Origin of the sequence: Stenotrophomonas maltophilia group sp. msm1, assembly GCF_032025805.1 — a bacterium.
Classification (GTDB): Bacteria; Pseudomonadota; Gammaproteobacteria; order Xanthomonadales; family Xanthomonadaceae; genus Stenotrophomonas; species Stenotrophomonas hibiscicola.
Genome location: NZ_JAVSKH010000002.1, coordinates 48,757 through 66,391 on the forward strand (window position 1 = coordinate 48,757; position 17,635 = coordinate 66,391).

Here is a 17,635-nt window from a genome sequence, read left to right on the forward strand (position 1 = left end):
TCGGCTGATGGGCAAACGCAGCCGAGCATGGGCTCGGCTCTACAACGGCGGCGGGTATGTGCGTCCCGCACGCAGCGGGCGGAAGTAGTCGGCATTGCGATAGAAGGCGGCATCCTGTCCCTCGTGCCACCCCGGGATTCCAGCCAACGGCAGCGGACGCAGCTGCAAGGGATCGGTCACCGCCCTGCCCTCGGCGATGGCCACGGCCACCGCGTCAACGCAGGCCGCATCGGCATCGCTGTACACCACCACGCACTTGCCCACCAGCAATCGCCCCGGCAGCAGTGCCTGTTCCATCAGCGCATGCCCGAATACCGCGGTGATGGCGATGTCATCGCTCTGCCAGTTCACCGGGTCAAACAACGCGGGCCAGTCGTGTGCATCCCAGGCAGCCCGCAGTGAGTCATCGCGCACGCGCACGATCACACCGGTTTCGTCGAACTGGGTCAACGCGGCCTGCGCGCGGTTGCGCTGGCCAGGAAGCATGGCCTCGATATGCCCGCACTGCTGCACATTGAGCGCACGCTTCAGCTGTGGGCATGAGGCCCAGACCAGCGCATTGAACAGGTCGTGCCAGTTGTCTGCGCGGGTGGCGATGCGCCCCTGCGCGATGCGGGCTTCGTAGTGCAGGCCATCGGCCAGCAGCGCGGCGTCCTGTTCAACCAGGCGCTTCCCGGGCAATGGCAGGCGCGCATCAAGTGCAGCGATGGACGGCCAGCGAGGGCCGAGCAGCAGATCCCGGAAATCCTGCAATCCGGCAAACAACGGATGCGCGAACACCTGCGGATCGACCGCCGCACGCGGCGGCGGCACGAAGCGCCGGACACCGCTGCCGTCACCGGCGGCGGCCGTTGCGATCACAGTACCTTGAGGTCGAACGCCGGGCGGGCATTGGCCGGCAGCGCATCGCCGTACAGGTCGTGCTCGTCGCTCTCGGTGATTTCCACGTCGACGAAATCGCCCACCCGCAGCGGCACCTGATCGGCGTTCTGGATATGCACCAGGCCGTCGATCTCCGGCGCATCGGCCCTGGAGCGGGCCACGGCGATATCGCCTTCGATGGCATCGACCAGGCACTGCTGCACGGTCCCGATCTTGGCTTCCAGGCGCGCGGCGGAAATCTGCGCCTGCTTCCCCATGAAACGGGCCAGGCGTTCCTGCTTCACCTCTTCCGGCACGGCGTCAGGCAGGTCGTTGGCGGTGGCACCCTCGACCGGCGAGTAGGCGAACGCACCGACGCGATCCAGCTGCGCTTCGTCAAGGAACGACAGCAGTTCCTCGAACTCGGCTTCGGTTTCGCCCGGGAAGCCGACGATGAAGGTCGAACGCACAGTGATGTCCGGCGCGATACGGCGCCAGTTCTGCACGCGCTCCAGGGTCTTCTCCACCGCGCCGGGGCGCTTCATCAGGCGCAGGATGCGCGGGCTGGCGTGCTGGAACGGGATATCCAGGTACGGGAGGATGCGGTTCTCGGCCATCAGCGGCACCACTTCATCCACGTGCGGATACGGGTAGACGTAGTGCATGCGCACCCACGCATCCAGCTCCGACAGGCCTTCGCACAGCGCCTTCAAACGGGTCTGGTAGGCCTTGTCGCGCCACATCTTTTCGGCGTACTTCACGTCCACGCCGTAGGCCGAGGTGTCCTGCGAAACCACCAGCAGCTCGCGCACGCCGCCACGCACCAGGCGCTCGGCTTCACGCAGCACCTCGTCGACCGGGCGCGAAACCAGCTTGCCGCGCATCGACGGAATGATGCAGAAGCTGCATTTGTGGTTGCAGCCCTCGGAAATCTTCAGGTACGCGTAGTGCCGCGGGGTCAGCTTGATACCGTAGTCGGGCACCAGGTCCACGAACGGATCGTGCTTGGGCGGCAGTGCTTCATGCACCGCTTCCATCACGCTCTGGTAATCCTGCGGGCCGGACACCGCCAGCACGTTGGGGTACGCCTCGCGGATCTGCTCCGGGCGCTTGCCCAGGCAACCGGTGACGATCACCTTGCCGTTCTGGTTCATCGCCTCGCCGATCGCGTCCAGCGACTCGGTCACCGCAGAATCGATGAAGCCACAGGTGTTGACCACCACCACGTCGGCCGAATCGTAGGACGGGACGATGTCGTAGCCTTCCGAGCGGAGCTGGGTGAGGATGCGCTCGGAATCGACAAGGGCCTTCGGGCAGCCAAGGCTGACGAAGCCGACTTTGGGGTTCAGCTGGGACATGGAATCGCGGGACTCTGGGGGCCTGGGCCCCTGCCGGCATGGCAGGGGTTCCTGGGGGCCGGGGCCTGAAAGGGCGCCAGTATACCGGGGTTGGCGACCTCGCTCTGAACGGCCAGCCGCCCGATCGCGCACAGCCGCTGACACCGCGCTAACCGGCGCAGCACCGACAATGCGGTCCTGTCCCTGCAACGAGAGTAGATGACGATGGCCGAGTGGATCACCCTGGATACGCACCACGGCACGGTACGGGCCTGGCAGGCACTCCCCGAGGGCACCGCGCGAGGCGGGCTGGTGGTGGTGCAGGAAATTTTTGGCGCCAACCCGCACATCCGCGGCGTGGCCGAGCGCTTCGCCGCCGAGGGCTATGCGGTGCTGGCTCCTTCGTTCTTCGACCTGGTCGATGGACCCGATGCCGACCCGGATGCCCTGCCCTACGACGCCGACGGCGTGAAGCAGGGCCTGGAAAGGGTCAGCGCGCTGGGCATGGAGAAGGCGCTGGAAGTGGTCCGCGCGGCGGCCACCCGGCTGGCCCCCTACGGCAAGGTCGGCACCGTCGGCTACTGCTGGGGCGGCACGGTGGCGATGCTGTCGGCGCTGCGGCTCGGGCTGCCGTCGGTCAGCTACTACGGCGCACGCAACGTCCAGTTCCTCGATGAGACACCCAAGGCGCCGGTGATCTTCCACTTCGGCACCCAGGACAGGAGCATCCCGCCGGAGGCCGTCCAGGCCCACCGCGACAAGCTGCCGCAGATGGCCACTTTCGTCTATCCGGCCGACCACGCCTTCAACCGCGAGGTCGGACATGCGTATGATCCAGACAGCGCCGCCCTGGCGCTGCAACGCACCCTGGACTTCTTCTCGGAGCATCTTGGATGAGCGAATTCGAACTCGATTCACGCCTGGCCACCGATAGCGTGCTGGTGGCGGAAGGACCGTTGTCGCAAGTGCGGCTGATGAACGACGAACGATTCCCCTGGCTGGTGCTGGTACCACGCCTGGCCGGGGTGACCGAGTGGATCGAGCTGGACGGCGAGCAGCAGGACAAGCTGCGCACCGAGCTCAACCGCGCCTGCAAGGCCCTGAAGGGCCACGACGGCGTGGAGAAGATCAATATCGGCGCGCTGGGCAACATCGTGCGCCAGCTGCACTTCCATGTGATCGGCCGTCATGACGGCGATCCGGCCTGGCCCGGCCCGGTCTGGGGCAGCGGCCCGGCGCACCGCTACGAGCCTGCGGCGCTGGACCAGCATGTCGCCTACTGGAAGGAACGGCTAGGATATCCAGCCCGTTCCTGAGCCTTGCCCGACCCGATGCGATTCAACCTCGTTGCCGCCATCCTGCTGATCCTGATCGGCCTGTTCATGCTCGCCAGCAACCTCGGCTGGACGCACCTGAACCTGTCCAAGCTGCTGCTGACCTGGTGGCCGGTGGCACTGGTGGGCGTGGGCATTGCGATGCTGTTCGGTCGCGGCAAATGACGTAGCGCCGGGTCGTGCCCGGCGAACGCACCGCGTGGACCATGCGAAAACGCCGGGCACGGCCCGGCGCTTTCGTCATGCAATGACGCGGGCGATCAGGTCCGCGGCAGGGTCACGCCGGTCTGGCCCTGGTACTTGCCGCCACGATCGCGGTACGACGTCTCGCAGATGTCATCGGCCGCGGCCTGGAAGAACAGCATCTGCGCCACGCCTTCGTTGGCATAGATGCGGGCCGGCAGCGGCGTGGTGTTGCTGAATTCCAGGGTGACGTGGCCTTCCCACTCCGGTTCCAACGGGGTCACGTTGACGATGATGCCGCAGCGCGCGTAGGTGCTCTTGCCCAGGCACACCACCAGGGTGTCGCGCGGGATGCGGAAGTACTCCACGGTACGCGCCAGGGCGAAGCTGTTCGGCGGGATGATGCACTCATCGGCCGTGATGTCGACGAAGCTGCCCGAATCGAAATGCTTGGGATCGACAATCGTCGAGTTGATGTTGGTGAACACCTTGAACTCGCGCGAGCAACGGACGTCGTACCCGTAGCTGGAGGTGCCGTAGCTGACGATGCGCTCGCCATTGGCCTGCTTGACCTGCCCGGCCTCGAACGGCTCGATCATGCCGTGCTGCTCGGACATGCGGCGGATCCAACGGTCACTCTTGATGCTCATGCTTTGTCCTGTTGAACGAGGGGGAATGGGACTGGGTCCGGGCCGGCGATTCTACAGCCGGGCCAACTGTGCCAGCCACGGTGTGGATGTTGACCAGTCGCCAGTGACGTGGGACCTCGAGCGATGCACGCGCCCGCAAGGCGGATAACAAATGAGACCACCCCGACCAAAGGAAATCAGTTACCACACATTTATGTCAGTTCCAATCGAAGCGCAGGCAATGACACATATCGACATAAAAAAATTTTCTCTTCAAATTCAACAGGATGAGGCGCCGGACAGCACTTTTTATAAAATGAGCGCCAGATGAACGTTGCATGACGGGAGCCCGATGATTACGGTTTCATTCATCCTGAACAATTCGTTCAGGCCACTTGAACTGAACCGATTTCCGTCTGCAACCGCAAAGGAACACGATGAATCTCAACTTCAATGGCCGCACACTGAAGCGCACTGCCCTTGCGCTGGTTCTCGGTGCCCTGGCAGGCACCAGCTACGCCCAGAGCACCACCGGCGATATCGTCGGCAGCGTGACTTCGGCAGATAAGATTCAGGTCAAGAGCCTGTCATCGGGCACAACGCGCGAGGTGAACGTCAGTAGCGACGGACGTTTCCGCGTATCGCAGCTGCCAACCGGAACCTACGAGGTCAGTACGGTCAGCAATGGCAGCCCAACCGCGACCACCCGGGTAACCGTGGTCGCCGGCCAGTCCTCGATGGCCACTTTCGCGTCGGCATCCTCCGGCAGCGCGACATCCCTGGAGACCGTGAACGTACGCGCACTGGGCGCGGCAAACGCCATTGATCTGGGCAGTGTCGAATCCCGGACCACATTCACCGCCGACAAGCTCAACTCCCTGCCGGTCGCCCGCGATGTCACGAGCGTCTCGCTGCTGACTCCCGGCACCGTATCATCCAGCGGGTACTTCGGCCCAGCGTCGTTCGGCGGCGCGTCGGCGGCCGAGAACAGCTACTACGTCAATGGCTTCAACGTCACCAATCTGTATGACAGTCTCTCGTTCTCGGAGATTCCGTACCAGGCCATCGACCAGTTGGACATTCAGACCGGTGGTTATGGCGCCAAGTACGGCTTTTCGACCGGTGGCGTGACCAGCGTCAACGTCAAGCGCGGCACCAACGAGTGGAAGGGCGGGTTCAGCTGGACAGGCGCTCCTGACTCGCTGCGTGAGAACGAACCGGACACCTACTACAACGATGGCTCGATTTTCCGTTCCTACGACAAGAACAGCAGCAGTTCGAACGTCTACAGTGTCTGGGCTGGTGGCCCGCTGATCGAGGACAAGCTTTTCGTGTTCGCGATGGGGCAGTTCAGCAACTCCAAGACCGGCAGCTACAGCAACCGCGGATCGCAGTACACCACCAACGGTCGCCCGCCGAGTGCTGCTGCGCTTTCAACGACCGGCTACGACTATGAGTCCAAGACGCCCTACTGGCTGCTGAAGGTCGATTGGTACCTCAATGAGAACAATCACCTGGAATACACCGGCTTCGACAACAGCCGTCGCTACAGCTACAACTATTTCAATGCACTCTATGACAAGCCCGACGCTGGTGGCGAACCCGCACGCACCAATGATCTCGGCGAATTGATCGGCAAGACCGGCGGTCAGACCGACATCTTCAAGTGGACCAGCTACCTGACCGAGAATCTGACGGGCTCGATCCAGTACGGCCAGATGCGCAACCGCAGCTCGGAACACACGATCAGCCCCGACGGTGTGACCAGCTTCTATGACGGCAACATCAACAGCCCTGAAGGCGCATGCCCGTACGTGCTGGATTACCGTTCGGAAACTGGCGGCACCGGCCGTCGCATCGGTTGCGCCGTCGCCAGCACAGTAGGCATGTTCGGCGGCCGCAACGAGCGCAAAGGCGCACGTGCCGACTTCGATTGGCAGCTGGGTGACCACAAGATCGGCTTTGGCTACAGCGATGAGAAGTGGACTTCAGTACAGGGCACCTCCTATTCCGCAGGCGCGCTCTGGTATCTGGAAGATGATTACGCCAACCGCGTGAACTTCCGCAATGGTGGCTCGATCGAAATCAAGCAGAAGTCCTGGTATGTACAGGACAACTGGCAGATCACCAACAACTTCATGCTGTACGCCGGCATCCGCAATGACTCGTTCGACAACAAGAACTCCGACGGCATCAGCTTCGTGAAGCAGGATGATATCTGGCAGCCACGCTTCGGATTCTCGTGGGACATTCTGGGTGACGGCCGCAGCAAGCTGTTCGCATCGGCCGGTCGCTACTCTCTGCCCATCGCTGCCAACGTGGCGCTTCGCGCCGCGAGCGCATCGTATTACCTGGACGAGTACTTCACCTACGATGGCATCAATCCGAACGGCTCGCCAATCATCACTGGCAGCTACGAAGATGGTGCCTATGACAACATCGTCAACGGTGAGAGCGGTGTCACCCCGGATCCTCGCGCGGTAGCGTCCAAGGGTTTGAAGCCCTACACCCAGGATGAAGTGATCCTTGGCTACCAGCAACAGATCAACTCCTCGATCGACTTCTTCAATGATTGGACCGTTGGCATCAAGGCGACCTATCGCCGTGCGAACAAGGTGATCGACGACACCTGCGATTCGCGTTCGCTCTACAACGCGGCGGTAGCCGCCGGCTATGACCTTTCCAACTGGGCCGATCCCTGGACCGTGCCGGAAGGGTTGCCGGGTTGCTGGATCTACAACCCGGGTAGCGACCTGCAGGTAACCCTGGACGTGGACGGCGATGGCAAGGTTGACGACATCACCGTGCCGGGAGCAAGCCTGGGCCCGAAGGCCAAGCGCGTGTACAAGGCCGTGACCCTCAGTGCTGACAAGCAGACCGAGCGCTGGTATGCCAGCTTCTCGTATACCTGGTCCAAGCTGGAAGGCAATTACGAAGGCCTGGTCAAGAGCACCAACGGCCAGGATGACACCGGCACCACGTCCGACTTCGATTTCGCCGAGATCATGTATGGTTCGGACGGCTATCTGTTCAATGACCATCGCCACAGCATCAAGCTTTATGGCGGCTTCAGGTTCACTGATGAGTGGTCGGTGGGTGTGAACATGCTGGCGCAGTCCGGTGCACCGAAGAGTTGCCTTGGCGGCGGCTGGGGCAGCTTCGACAGCGAGTATGGCTACTCCGGTGTGTTCCACAGCTGCGAACTCAACGGCAACCAGCCTGCTGACGATATTTCCAAGGTCGGCAGCGCGGGCCGAACCCCGTGGCAGTTCACGGTCAGCCCGAACATCACTTATACCCCGAACTGGCTGAAGGGCCTGAGCGTTCAGATGTCGGTGATCAACGCATTCAACAACATCAAGCCGGTGCAGGTGTACGAAACAAAGTACGGTCGCCCGAGCTCGGCGCCGACCATCCGGACTTATTACAACTACAACACGCCGAAGTATTTCAACGATCCGCGCTACGTCCGCTTCCAGGTTCAATACGACTGGTAAACGGACAACTCTCCAGGAAAGCGCCACTTGCCGCCGGCCTCGCGCCGGCGGCTTTTTCTTTGTAGCTGTGCTCAGAGCAGCGACGACAGAATCGGAATAGAAGCGCGCGGGCGCTTGCCCACTTCCTCGATCAGGCGCTGGGCGGCATGGCGGTAGGCCTGGGCTGGCACCGAATCGGGCTGCGCCACGGTGATCGGAGTGCCAGCATCCCCCTGCTCGCGGATGCCGATCTGCAGCGGCAGCGAACCCAGCAACGGCACACCATACTGCGCGGCCATGCGCTCGCCGCCGCCCTCGCCGAACAGGTGCTCGACATGCCCGCAGCTGCTGCAGGTATGTACCGCCATATTCTCGACGATGCCCAGCACCGGCACCTCCACCTTCTCGAACATCTTCAGCGCCTTCTTCGCATCCAGCGTGGCGATGTCCTGCGGCGTGGTAACGATCACCGCACCGGCCAGCGGAATCTTCTGGGTCAGGGTCAGCTGGATGTCACCGGTGCCCGGCGGCAGGTCGATCAGCAGGAAATCCAGGTCATCCCACAGCGTGTCATTGAACAGCTGGGTCATCGCCGAGGTGGCCATCGGCCCACGCCAGATCATCGGCGTATCCTCTTCGATCAGGTAGCCGATCGACATGGTGTCCACACCGAACGCGCGCAGCGGCTCGATGCTCTTGTTATCGGGGCTTTCCGGACGACCGGACAGGCCCAGCATGGCCGGTACGCTCGGCCCATAGATGTCCGCGTCAAGCACGCCCACGCGTGCGCCGAGCTGCTGCAGCGCCACGGCCAGATTGACTGCGGTGGTCGACTTGCCGACGCCGCCCTTGCCCGAACCAACCGCGATCACGTTGCGGATGCGGGCATGCGGCGTGAGTCCCTTCTGGACCTGGCTTGCATGGGGACGGCGGGGAGAACTGTTCACAACGAGCACCGGCGGGTCAGGGGAATAACCCAACATCATACAAGCTGGACACAAGCTGACTGAAATTCAGGATTGCTACAGATTCGTGCACAGATTGTTAAGTTCATGTTACGTTCGCTAAGCACTGGTTTTGGGCTGCGTCGCTGTTTCATTGCACGCACGATGGCGCATGCGCAGTGCCGTATTCGTATTTGCTCTTTGAACGGAACCACATGAAAGACCTTCGCAATTCCGCACGTCGCAACACCCTCGCTGTCGCCTTGATTTCCGCCCTGGTCGCCGCCTCGCCGGCAATGGCCCAGGACAAGGCCACCAACCTGGACAAGATCACCGTCACCGGTTCGCTGATCCCGCAGACCCAGGTTGAGACCCAGACCCCGGTCATGACCATCAGCGCTGAAGCCATCCAGTCGCGCGGCTTCAACAGCGTCGCCGAAGTGCTGCAGCAGTCTTCGCTGACCACCGGCGGCATCCAGGGTGGCCAGACCTCCGCCTCGTTCACCCAGGGCGCTGAAGCCGCTGGCATGTTCGGCCTGAATCCGGGGTACACCAAGTACCTGATCAACGGCCGCCCGATGATGTCCTACCCGGCGCTGTACAACGGCGGCGACGCGTTCAACAACATCAGCGGCATTCCGATCGACATCGTCGAGCGCATCGAAGTCCTGCCGGGCGGCCAGTCCTCCCTGTATGGTTCGGACGCGATCGCCGGCGTGGTCAACATCATTCTGAAGGACCACATGGAAGGCGGCAGCCTGTCCGTGCGTGGCGGCACCTCCACCGAAGGCGGTGGCAGCAGCTTCCGCATCAGTGGCGCGCACGGCTTCTCGGCGCTGGACGACCGCTTCAATGCGCTGGTCAACGTGCAGATCGAAAGCAGCAACCCGATCTGGGGCTACCAGCGTGACCTGACCAAGCAGAACAACACCCACGGCTATACCGCACAGCTGCCGTCGAACGACTTCGCCGTCATCGACGCCAAGACCAATGCGCTGTACATGATGGACCCGGGCAACTGCGCCAATGTCGCCGGCCAGTTTGGCGGCACCACCGTGCTGGCCAACCGCCCGACCGGCCAGTCCTGCGGCTCGGTGTTCGGCGCCGGTTACAAGACCCTGAAGAACGGCAAGGACAGCGGCCAGTTCTATTCGTCGATGACCTTCGACGTGAACGACAACTTCCAGCTGTTCGCCGACGTGCTGTACAGCAAGGAAAAGACCGAGTACACCTCGGGCTCGAACTACCTGTGGTGGGGCACCAAGAGCACCATGGGCGGCTTCTACGACCAGGCGTCAGGCAAGCTGGTCAACCTGCAGCGCGCCTTTGCTCCGGAAGACATCGGCGGCGAAGGCTACAAGAGCATCCTGAACAACGACAAGAGCCGTGCCTACCAGGTCACCCTGGGCGGCAAGGGCGCAGTGGGCAACTGGGACTACAGCCTGAGCTTCACCCGCGGCGAATATCGCCTGGATGAAAGCAAGTTCCAGCGCTTCGGCAATGCCATCAACAGCTACTTCGCCGACAAGGTGCTCGGCCCGCAGCTGGGCACCAAGGATGGCTTCGGCATCTACAACACCAACTGGGGCGCGTTCTACTCGCCGATCTCGCCGGAAGATTTCGCTGGCTTCACCGGTTACACCACCAACCACAGCCGCACCTGGCAGAACCTGGCTCGCGCGCAGGTCACCAACGGTTCGCTGTTCTCGCTGCCGGGTGGCGATGCGGGCCTGGCCGTGGTCGTCGAAGGCGGCAGCGAAGGCTGGGACTACAGCCCCGACCAGCGGCTGCTGGACGGCGACGTGTGGGGCTCGTCGGCTGTTGCCGGCAACGGCCATCGCAGCAACTATGCGGTGACCAGCGAACTGCGCATGCCGCTGCTGGAGTCGCTGACGGTGACCGCTTCCGGTCGCTATGACGCCTTCAAGATCGCCGACAACACCGTCGACAAGGCCACCTACAGCGTGGGCGTGGAGTTCCGTCCGATCGAAAGCCTGCTGTTCCGCGGCAAGTACGGCACCGCCTTCCGCGCGCCGACCCTGCCCGACGCCTTCCAGGGTCGCAGCGGCTACTATGCTGCCAACTCGACCGACTACTACCGTTGCGGCGAGCTGGGCTACACCCCGGGCAACACCGACGCCTGCCGCTACGCCGACAGCGTCTCGGTCTATTCCGAGCGTGCCGGCAACCCGGACCTGGAGCCGATCACCGCCGACGTCTGGAACGCGGGTATCGTCTGGGCACCGATGGCAAACCTGTCGATCTCGGCCGACTACTACAACTGGAAGATCGAGAACGAAGTCGATACGGCCAGCACCGACCAGCTGCTGCTGGCCGAGTACTACTGCCGCAACGGCCTGCCGAATGGCTCCTCGGCCACCTGCCAGAACGTGGCCGACTGGGTCGTGCGCGATTCGGCCGGCAACCTGAGCTCGCTGTACACCCCGAAGATGAACGTGGCCCGCCAGAACCTGCAGGCCGTGACCGTCGGCTTCAAGTACCTGCAGGACATCGGCCGCTTCGGTTCGCTGCAGTTCTCGGGCAACTACACCAACATGCTGAAGCGTGAAGTGCAGGCGCAGCCGGGTGAGGACTTCCAGGACCTGCTGGGCAACCCGAAGTCGATGTGGAACTACGACAGCTACGCCAAGGTCCGTTCCGACGCGTCGGTGGCCTGGTCGCTGGACAAGTGGACCACCACGCTGTACGCGAACTACATCGGCCACACCCCGAACTACCTGGCAGGCCTGAACGGCTACGAGTACACCCACGCCGCATCGGGCTACAAGGCAGGCAAGTGGGGTTCGTACACCACCTACAACCTGAGCGTGAACTACCGTGCGCAGGATGACCTGACCCTGTCGCTGATGGTCAACAACGTGTTCAACAAGATGCCCGAACAGCAGGCCCACAGCTACCAGGGCACCTCCGGCACGCCGTTCAACAACTACCTGTACAACGTCTACGGTCGCACCGTGTACGTGCAGGCCAAGTACGACTTCGGCAAGTAATCCCGTCGTTTTCCGGGTTTGATTCCGGACCAGGCCCCGCTTCGGCGGGGCCTTTTTTTTGGTCGCTCTCCCACCGCGGAGTTGGAGACACCCGATTCGTGGTTCCTGGCAGGCGCTTTGCCAGCGCCCTGCGCCAGGAGCAACCGGCATCTGCAGGTGGCGCCTCAAGCAGGGGCCAACGGCCCACCACGCGCTTGCGCCGCCGCGATCGGTGCCCGAGGAATCGGCTGAATGAACCGTTATGCCAGCCCTTCCGCCCCCGCTGGAAAGCAACTGTTGCGGACTACTGAAAGGCCTGTTTGCGCAAAGGGACCCGACTCCCCACATTCAGCTACGCGTCATCCAGCCTTTACCTGCAAATCACAACTGATACTAAGTGACTGTAATTATTGCACTTTCATGTACTTTTGGAGTGACTTCAGAGACATTGCGTGACATTGGCATGCATTTCTCGTTAAGACCGTGTTAGGTTCCATGAACAACGCCCGTTATCTGAACTCAGATGTAACGAACGGACGGAACGGCACGCTTCACTTCAATAGGGGATCCATCACGATGACGTACAACCGCTCACCTGGCCGCCACCCGCTGACCAGCGCCCTGCTCGTCGGCCTGCTGGCCGCGACTTCGGCGCCCGCCTTCGCGCAGGAAGCCTCCTCCAACCCGGTCGATCTGGACCGCGTCAGCGTGACCGGCTCGCGCATTGCGCGTACGGGCTTCGTGACCTCTTCGCCGGTTACCGCCATCACCGCAGAAGAAATCCGCCAGACCGGCGCGCTGACCATCAGCGACCTGATGAACAAGATGCCGCAGCTGGCACCGTCGTTCACGCTGGGCAACTCCACCCGCTACATCGGTACCGCTGGCCTGGGCCTGATGGACCTGCGTGGCATGGGCTACGACCGCACCCTGGTGCTGGTCAATGGCCGCCGCCATGTCGGCGCCAACCCGGGCAGCACCTCTGTTGACGTCAACACCATTCCGGTGGAGTGGATCGAACGCGTTGAAGTGATCACCGGTGGTGCCTCGGCCATCTACGGCGCGGACGCCGTGGCCGGTGTGGTCAACTTCATCATGAAGAAGAACTACGAAGGTTTTGAAGCCCGCGCCCAGAAGGGCATCGCGGGTGAAGGCGGCTTCAACCGCGGCTTCGTGTCGGCCACGGCGGGCACCAACTTCGCCGACGGCCGTGGCAATGTCGCCGTCGCCGTCGAGTACAGCGAGCAGGGTCGTTTCGGCCGTGGCGACCGTTCGATCGGTCAGCGCTATGACGTGACTGTGCCCAATCCGAACTTCGACAGGACCAAGCCGCCGAGCGAGAGCAACCCGCAGACCGTCTTGGCGCGTCCGGGTGGCAACTACTCCACCTCCTACGGCGGCACCTTCGACCTGGGCGGCAAGTTTGATTTCACCAAGCCGGGCACCTACAAATACCGCTACCACTTCAATCCGGACGGCAGTTTCAGCCGCAACCGCTTCGATGGCCCGGTGGTCAGCCCGAGCACCTGCGTCAACTGTGATTTCGCCGATCTGAACGCCGTTGCCGACCTGCAGCCGAAGTTCGACCGCGTCAGCGTCAACACCGTCGCCCACTTCGACCTGACCGACAAGCACCGCCTGTTCTTCGAAGGCAAGTACACCAAGACCGAATCCACCTTCTTCGGCCAGCCCGCTTTCGACAGCACCCTGCGCATCCGTCGTGACAACGCCTTCATCAGCCCGGAACTGGGCGCGCTGATGGACGCCAACGGTGTCAACCAGTTGCAGATGGCCCGCTTCAACGTCGATGCCGGCCGCCGTGGTGAAGAGGTCAAGCGTGAGACCAAGCGCTTCGTCCTGGGCATCGAAGGCATGTTCGGCGACAACTGGAGCTATGAGGCTTCGGGCAACTATGGCGAGACCGAGATCAACCGCGTCAACGTCAACAACCGCATCAACGAACGCTGGCAGGCCGGCCTGGATGCCGTCCGCGATCCGAGCGGCAAGATCGTCTGTCGTGTCGACCTCGACCCGAATGCCACCAACATCAATGCAGGTGGCCGCAAGTACAACCGCGACCTGATCGGCTCGGGCTGCATTCCGTTCAGTGTTCTGGGCAACGGTGCGGTGTCGCAGGAAGCGGCCGACTGGTTCAACACCCGTTCGCACTACTTCGGCAAGCTTCAGCAGACCGTGTTCAGCGCATCGGTCAACAACAACGCGCTGTTCTCGCTGCCGGCCGGTGACGTCGGTATCGCGGCCGGCGTGGAATACCGCAAGGAAAAGAGCCTGGAGCGCACCGATCCGCTGGCGGCCTCCGGCGCGACCTTCCTCAATGCCATCAACGGTGGCGGCGGCTCGTACAACGTCAAGGAAGTGTTCGCCGAAACCAACATCCCGCTGCTGGCTGACATTCCGGGCATCCGCCGCCTGTCGCTGGACCTGGCCGGCCGCTATTCGGACTACAACACCATCGGTTCAACCAAGACCTGGAACGTCGGCCTGGATTGGGAAGTGATCCCGTCCTTGCGCGTCCGCGGTACCCTGGCCAAGGCCATCCGCGCTCCCAACATCGGTGAACTGTACGACGAGCAGTCGCAGAACTTCGCCACCATCAACGATCCCTGCAACACCAACGCCACCAACTCCAACCGTCCGGCCACCGCTGGCGATCCGGCACTGCGCGCTGCCAATTGCGCTGCGCTGGGTATTCCGGCCAACTGGGTTGACTCCTACAGCGCCAACCGTCCTGGCCTGAGCGGCGGTAACCCGGACCTGAAGCCGGAACGCGCCGAGTCCACCTCGATCGGCTTCGTCTGGCAGCCGGAGTTCTTCGAAGGCTTCGGCATGTCGGTCGACTACTGGCGCATCACCCTGAAGGATGCGATCGGCTCGGTCACCGCGCAGACGCTGGCCACGCGCTGCGTCGACTCGCCGGGGGGCATCAACAACGCCTTCTGCGACAAGATCAAGCGCGCCCCGATCGGCGGCGCAACCGGGGCCAACGGCGCCGAGTTCCCGGCGTACAGCATCTACGACTGGACCGCACTGGCCGAGAACCTGGCCAAGAGCCGTCGTACCGGTATCGACCTGGAAATGAACTATGACTTCGGCATGTTCGGTGGCCACACCAACCTGCGCCTGGTCGGTACCCGCCTGCTGGAATCGCGTGAATGGGAGTTCCAGGACTTCCCGAGCGACTACAAGGAACGCTCGAACTACGTGACCAATCCGCGCTGGCGCGGTCAGTTCACTGCCAAGTACACGCTGGGCAACTTCCGCGCCAGCTGGGACATGGTGTACATCCATCGCAACCTGCGCGTGTTCCCGGAGAGCTACAACAGCAACCCGGGTTCGCAGAGCCCGATCTGGAACCCGTCGTACACCTACCACAACATGCAGATCGGCTACAAAATGGCTGATTCCGGTGTCGAGGTGTACCTGGGCGTGGACAACGTGTTCGACAAGGATCCGCCGGTCAACTACTTCGGTGCGGACCTCGGCTCGGCCTACTACGACAACGTTGGTCGCTTCATGTATATGGGCGTCAACTACAAGTTCTGATCCGTCCGGACTTGATGCAATCCGCAGACCCGGCTTTTGCCGGGTCTGCTTTTTTGTACCCGCAATGCCCCCCTTGCACCCGGCCATGACCTTCGACACCCTTGCAGGTCTGGCCGGCGGCGTATCGTTCGGCCCACGGCCGTCCCACGGCCTTTCCCTGACTCACTCGGCCTGGAGGCCATCAAAGTGACCCGTACTCCCAAGATCGTGCTGCTGACCCTGGCCGTTTCGGCCGCGCTGGTCGGCTGCGGCAAGACTGAAACCCCGGCCAAGGACGCCACCGCCTCCACGCCGGCCGCGGCCGAAGCCACCAACTACACGCTGGACGAAAGCAAGCTGCCGGCCTACAACGCTTTCCAGCCCAGCGATCTGGATACCACCAAGGACGCCTGCGGCGCCTTCGGCGACTATGTGAACAGCAAGTGGCTGGCCGCCAATGAAATTCCGGGCGACCGCACCAGCTGGGGTGCGTTCACCATCCTCGACGAGCGCTCGGTGGCCGTGCAGCACCAGCTGGCCGAACAGGTGGCGCAGGTCAAGAATCCGAACCACATCGAGAAAATCGTCGGCGACCTGTGGGCCACCGGCATGGACGAGGCCAAGATCAATGCCCAGGGCATCGAGCCGCTGAAGGCCGACTTGGCCGCCATCGACGGCCTGCAGGACAAGGCGGCCATCGCCGATTACCTGCGCACCAGCGCGGCCAGGGGCGACAACGTCCTGTTCGGCTTCGGTGCCGAAGCGGACTTCAAGAACTCGGCCGTGAACATGGCCTACGCCAGCCAGGGCGGCCTGGGCCTGCCGGACAGCACCTATTACACCGACGCCAAGAATGCCGACAAGCTGAAGGCCTACCAGGCGCACGTCGCCAAGGTGCTGGAGCTGTCCGGTGTCGCCGCTGCCGACGCCGCCAAGCAGGCCGAGGACGTGGTCAAGTTCGAGACCCGCCTGGCCAAGGCCTCCAAGTCGCGCGTGGAGCTGTCGCGCAACGTCGAGCTGTACTACAACCCGGTCACCCTGGCCGATGCCGACAAGCTGACCCCGAACTTCAGCTGGACCGAGTTCTTCAAATCGCAGGGCGTGGCCGCGCCGGAGAAGTTCTCGCTGGCCATGCCGGCCTTCCATGAGGAAGTGAGCAAGGCGCTGGGCGATACCGACCCGTCGGTGTGGCGCGCCTACCTGCGCTTCCACACCGTGGACAGCGCCTCGCCGTACCTGGCCGATGCCTTCGTGCAGGAAAACTACGAGTTCTACGGCAAGACCCTCAACGGCCAGAAGGAACAGAAGCCGCGCTGGAAGCGCGTGCTGGGCACCATCGAAAACGATGCGGGTGAAGCCTTCGGCCAGCTGTACGTGAAGGTTGCCTTCTCGCCGGAAGCCAAGGCGAAGATGGAAGAACTGGTGAAGAACCTGGCCGCCGCGCTGAAGGAGCGCATCCAGGGCTTGAGCTGGATGAGCGAGGAGACCAAGGCCAAGGCCATCGCCAAGTGGGAAACCTTCACCCCGAAGATCGGCTACCCGGACAAGTGGCGTGACTGGTCGGGCCTGCAGACCCAGCGCGACAGCTTCCTGGGCAACGTGCGCGCGGCCAACGAGTTCAACTACAAGTTCAACCTGTCCAAGATCGGCAAGCCGGTGGACAAGACCGAGTGGGGCATGACCCCGCAGACGGTCAATGCCTACTACAACCCGCTGCAGAACGAGATCGTGTTCCCGGCCGCCATCCTGCAGCCGCCGTTCTTCGACCCGAAGGCCGACGACGCATTGAACTACGGCGGCATCGGCGCGGTGATCGGCCACGAAATGACCCATGGTTACGACGACCAGGGCGCGCGCTTCGGGCCGACCGGCAACATGGAAGACTGGTGGACCGCCGCTGACAAGAAGAACTTCGAAGGCCTGACCGGCAAGCTGGTCAAGCAGTTCGACCAGTACAAGGTCGACGGCCAGGCGGTGAACGGCCACCTGACCCTGGGTGAGAACATCGCCGACCTGGGCGGCCTGGCTACCGCCTACGATGCCCTGCAGAAGGCCAGCGCCGGCAAGGAAGACCCGAAGGTGGACGGCTTCACCCGCGACCAGCGCTTCTTCTTCAACTGGGCCACCGTGTGGCGTACCAAGTACACCCCGGAGAACGCCAAGGTCCGCCTGGCGACCGACCCGCACGCCCCGGCACAGTTCCGCGCCATGGGTGCACCGTCGAACCTGCCGACCTTCGCGGCCGCGTTCCAGTGCAAGGCCGGTTCGCCGATGGCCCGCACCGGCGAGCAGCAGGTGGTGATCTGGTAAGTCCTGGCTGACGCTGTTGCAGACCTGC

The 17,635-nt window shown here is 62.9% G+C and carries 11 protein-coding genes; 7 read left to right on the forward strand and 4 right to left on the reverse strand.

Annotation, left to right across the window (positions count from 1 at the left end):
- Nucleotides 1-39: 39 nt before the first annotated feature.
- Nucleotides 40-858, reverse strand: coding sequence for a DUF3025 domain-containing protein (locus ROV95_RS07870; RefSeq protein WP_312545095.1), 819 nt, complete (start codon nt 856-858; stop codon nt 40-42).
- Nucleotides 858-2,219 carry a 30S ribosomal protein S12 methylthiotransferase RimO gene (rimO, locus tag ROV95_RS07875; RefSeq protein ID WP_312543883.1) on the reverse strand — a complete coding sequence of 454 codons (1,362 nt, stop codon included), beginning with the start codon at nt 2,217-2,219 and terminating at the stop codon, nt 858-860. The genes ROV95_RS07870 and rimO overlap by 1 nt, the downstream gene beginning before the upstream one ends.
- A 204-nt stretch (nt 2,220-2,423) precedes the next feature.
- Between rimO and ROV95_RS07880 the strand changes: the two genes are divergently transcribed.
- Genes ROV95_RS07880 through ROV95_RS07890 form a run of 3 tightly spaced genes read left to right on the forward strand, consistent with a single transcriptional unit; the run spans nt 2,424 to nt 3,697 of the window.
- Nucleotides 2,424-3,095, forward strand: coding sequence for a dienelactone hydrolase family protein (locus ROV95_RS07880; RefSeq protein ID WP_312545096.1), 672 nt, complete (start codon nt 2,424-2,426; stop codon nt 3,093-3,095).
- Nucleotides 3,092-3,514, forward strand: coding sequence for an HIT family protein (locus ROV95_RS07885; RefSeq protein WP_019660615.1), 423 nt, complete (start codon nt 3,092-3,094; stop codon nt 3,512-3,514). The genes ROV95_RS07880 and ROV95_RS07885 overlap by 4 nt, the downstream gene beginning before the upstream one ends.
- Before the next feature lie 15 nt (nt 3,515-3,529).
- Nucleotides 3,530-3,697 (forward strand): DUF5668 domain-containing protein, encoded by a 168-nt coding sequence (locus tag ROV95_RS07890; protein WP_005410498.1) that lies wholly within the window; start codon nt 3,530-3,532, stop codon nt 3,695-3,697.
- Between the two features lie 95 nt (nt 3,698-3,792).
- On the opposite strand, the gene dcd is transcribed toward ROV95_RS07890, so the two are convergent.
- Nucleotides 3,793-4,365 (reverse strand): dCTP deaminase, encoded by a 573-nt coding sequence (dcd, locus tag ROV95_RS07895; RefSeq protein WP_005410499.1) that lies wholly within the window; start codon nt 4,363-4,365, stop codon nt 3,793-3,795.
- Between the two features lie 416 nt (nt 4,366-4,781).
- On the opposite strand from dcd, the gene ROV95_RS07900 reads away from it, so the two are divergent.
- Nucleotides 4,782-7,841, forward strand: a complete 3,060-nt coding sequence (locus tag ROV95_RS07900) for a TonB-dependent receptor (RefSeq protein WP_155029906.1) — start codon at nt 4,782-4,784, stop codon at nt 7,839-7,841.
- Nucleotides 7,842-7,912: 71 nt separating this feature from the next.
- Here ROV95_RS07900 and apbC read toward each other — a convergent pair whose 3' ends face one another.
- Entirely contained in the window at nt 7,913-8,767 is an 855-nt protein-coding gene (gene apbC, locus ROV95_RS07905; RefSeq protein ID WP_031270225.1) for an iron-sulfur cluster carrier protein ApbC, read from the reverse strand.
- A gap of 212 nt (nt 8,768-8,979) precedes the next feature.
- On the opposite strand from apbC, the gene ROV95_RS07910 reads away from it, so the two are divergent.
- The 3 genes from ROV95_RS07910 (at nt 8,980) to ROV95_RS07920 (ending at nt 17,607) form a co-directional block, all read left to right on the forward strand.
- Nucleotides 8,980-11,775, forward strand: coding sequence for a TonB-dependent receptor (locus tag ROV95_RS07910; protein ID WP_019660618.1), 2,796 nt, complete (start codon nt 8,980-8,982; stop codon nt 11,773-11,775).
- A 555-nt stretch (nt 11,776-12,330) separates the two neighbouring features.
- Nucleotides 12,331-15,318 carry a TonB-dependent receptor gene (locus ROV95_RS07915; RefSeq protein ID WP_197591924.1) on the forward strand — a complete coding sequence of 996 codons (2,988 nt, stop codon included), beginning with the start codon at nt 12,331-12,333 and terminating at the stop codon, nt 15,316-15,318.
- Nucleotides 15,319-15,504: 186 nt separating this feature from the next.
- Nucleotides 15,505-17,607 carry a M13-type metalloendopeptidase gene (locus ROV95_RS07920; protein ID WP_019660623.1) on the forward strand — a complete coding sequence of 701 codons (2,103 nt, stop codon included), beginning with the start codon at nt 15,505-15,507 and terminating at the stop codon, nt 17,605-17,607.
- The last annotated feature ends 28 nt before the right edge of the window (nt 17,608-17,635 follow it).

What these genes read in the sequence shown, in the direction of transcription:
- ROV95_RS07910 (WP_019660618.1), top strand. Translation starts at nt 8,980, where the DNA reads ATGAAAGACCTTCGCAATTCCGCACGTCGCAACACCCTCGCTGTCGCC.
- ROV95_RS07900 (WP_155029906.1), top strand. Translation starts at nt 4,782, where the DNA reads ATGAATCTCAACTTCAATGGCCGCACACTGAAGCGCACTGCCCTTGCG.
- dcd (WP_005410499.1), bottom strand. Translation starts at nt 4,365, where the DNA reads ATGAGCATCAAGAGTGACCGTTGGATCCGCCGCATGTCCGAGCAGCAC.
- ROV95_RS07890 (WP_005410498.1), top strand. Translation starts at nt 3,530, where the DNA reads ATGCGATTCAACCTCGTTGCCGCCATCCTGCTGATCCTGATCGGCCTG.
- ROV95_RS07915 (WP_197591924.1), top strand. Translation starts at nt 12,331, where the DNA reads ATGACGTACAACCGCTCACCTGGCCGCCACCCGCTGACCAGCGCCCTG.
- rimO (WP_312543883.1), bottom strand. Translation starts at nt 2,219, where the DNA reads ATGTCCCAGCTGAACCCCAAAGTCGGCTTCGTCAGCCTTGGCTGCCCG.
- ROV95_RS07885 (WP_019660615.1), top strand. Translation starts at nt 3,092, where the DNA reads ATGAGCGAATTCGAACTCGATTCACGCCTGGCCACCGATAGCGTGCTG.
- ROV95_RS07880 (WP_312545096.1), top strand. Translation starts at nt 2,424, where the DNA reads ATGGCCGAGTGGATCACCCTGGATACGCACCACGGCACGGTACGGGCC.